The 1,814-nt window shown below is 53.5% G+C and carries 1 protein-coding gene; it reads left to right on the forward strand.

Annotation, left to right across the window (positions count from 1 at the left end; genetic code table 11):
- On the forward strand, positions 1 to 1,814 hold a 1,814-nt coding region (locus IE070_RS16475), incomplete at both ends, for a beta strand repeat-containing protein (protein WP_373297017.1).

Here is a 1,814-nt window from a genome sequence, read left to right on the forward strand (position 1 = left end):
CAACCCCATTAATGCCAATACCGGCATCACACTGGATGCCATCGACTCGTCCATTACCGTGGCGGCAGAGCTGGCGGCGGATAATAGCTTAACGCTCTCGGGTAACACGGTGGATGTCGCGCCGGGTAGCACGGTGCAGCTAACCATTACCGATCAGTTTGGTACTAGCATAGTGGTGAGTGCGGTAGTCAATGCCGATGGCAGCTACAGCCTAGCCGGCATTGATATCAGCAACCTGGTTGATGGCCCGCTGACGATTACGGCCAGTGCCGTAGATAATAACGGCAACAGCATCAATGCCAATACCGGCATCACACTGGATGCCATCGACTCGTCCATTACCGTGGCGGCTGAGCTGGCAGCGGATAATAGCTTAACCCTGTCAGGCAGCACCACCGATGTGGCTTCGGGCAGCACAGTTGAAATAACGATTACCGATCAGTTTGGTACTAGCGTAGTGGTGACGGCCTTAGTCAATGCCGATGGCAGCTACAGCTTGGTGGGGATTGATATTAGCGGCTTAGCGGATGGTGCCTTAACCATTACCGCGACAGCGGTGGATAATAACGGCAATAGCATCAATGCCAATACCGGCATCACACTGGATGCCATCGACTCGGCCATTACCGTGACGGCAGAGCTGGCGGCAGATAATAGCTTAACCCTGTCAGGCAGCACCACCGATGTGGCTTCGGGCAGCACAGTTGAAATAACGATTACCGATCAGTTTGGCAATAGCGTGGTGGTGACGGCCTTAGTCAATGCCGATGGCAGCTATAGCTTGGCGGGCGTGGATATTAGCAGTTTAGCGGATGGTGCTTTAACCATTACGGCGAGCGCTGTGGATAATAATGGCAACCCCATTAATGCCAATACCGGTTTAACACTGGATGCGGTGGAGTCGGCCATTACCGTGGCGGCAGAGCTGGCGGCAGATAACAGCTTAACCCTGTCAGGCAGCACCACCGATGTGGCTTCGGGCAGCACAGTTGAAATAACGATTACCGATCAGTTTGGTACTAGTGTAGTGGTGAGTGCGGTAGTGAATGCCGATGGCAGCTATAGCTTAGCGGGCGTGGATATTAGCAGTTTAGCGGATGGCGCTTTAACCATTACGGCGAGCGCCGTGGATAATAATGGCAATCCAATCAGTGCCAATACCGGCTTAACACTGGATGCCATCGACTCGGCCATTACCGTGGCGGCAGAGCTGGCGGCAGATAATAGCTTAACCCTTTCAGGCAGCACCACCGATGTGGCTTCGGGCAGCACAGTTGAAATAACGATTACCGATCAGTTTGGCAATAGCGTGGTGGTGACGGCCTTAGTGAATGCCGATGGCAGCTATAGCTTGGCGGGCGTGGATATTAGCAGTTTAGCGGATGGTGCTTTAACCATTACGGCGAGCGCTGTGGATAATAATGGCAACCCCATTAATGCCAGTACAGGCTTAACACTGGATGCCATCGACTCGGCCATTACCGTGACGGCAGAGCTGGCAGCGGATAATAGCTTAACCCTGTCAGGCAGCACCACCGATGTGGCGCCGGGTAGCACGGTTGAAATAACGATTACCGATCAGTTTGGTATTAGCGTAGTGGTGAGTGCGGTAGTCAATGCCGATGGCAGCTACAGCTTGGCGGGGATTGATATTAGCGGCTTAGCGGATGGCGCCTTAACCATTACCGCGACAGCGGTGGATAATAATGGCAATCCTATTAATGCTAATACGGCGATCACCTTAGATGCAGTGGAGGCGGCCCTGAGTGTAAACGCGACCGTGGATAACGATGCGGCGACCGTGACGATCAGTG

The organism is Alishewanella tabrizica (assembly GCF_014652375.1).
GTDB lineage: Bacteria > Pseudomonadota > Gammaproteobacteria > Enterobacterales > Alteromonadaceae > Alishewanella > Alishewanella tabrizica.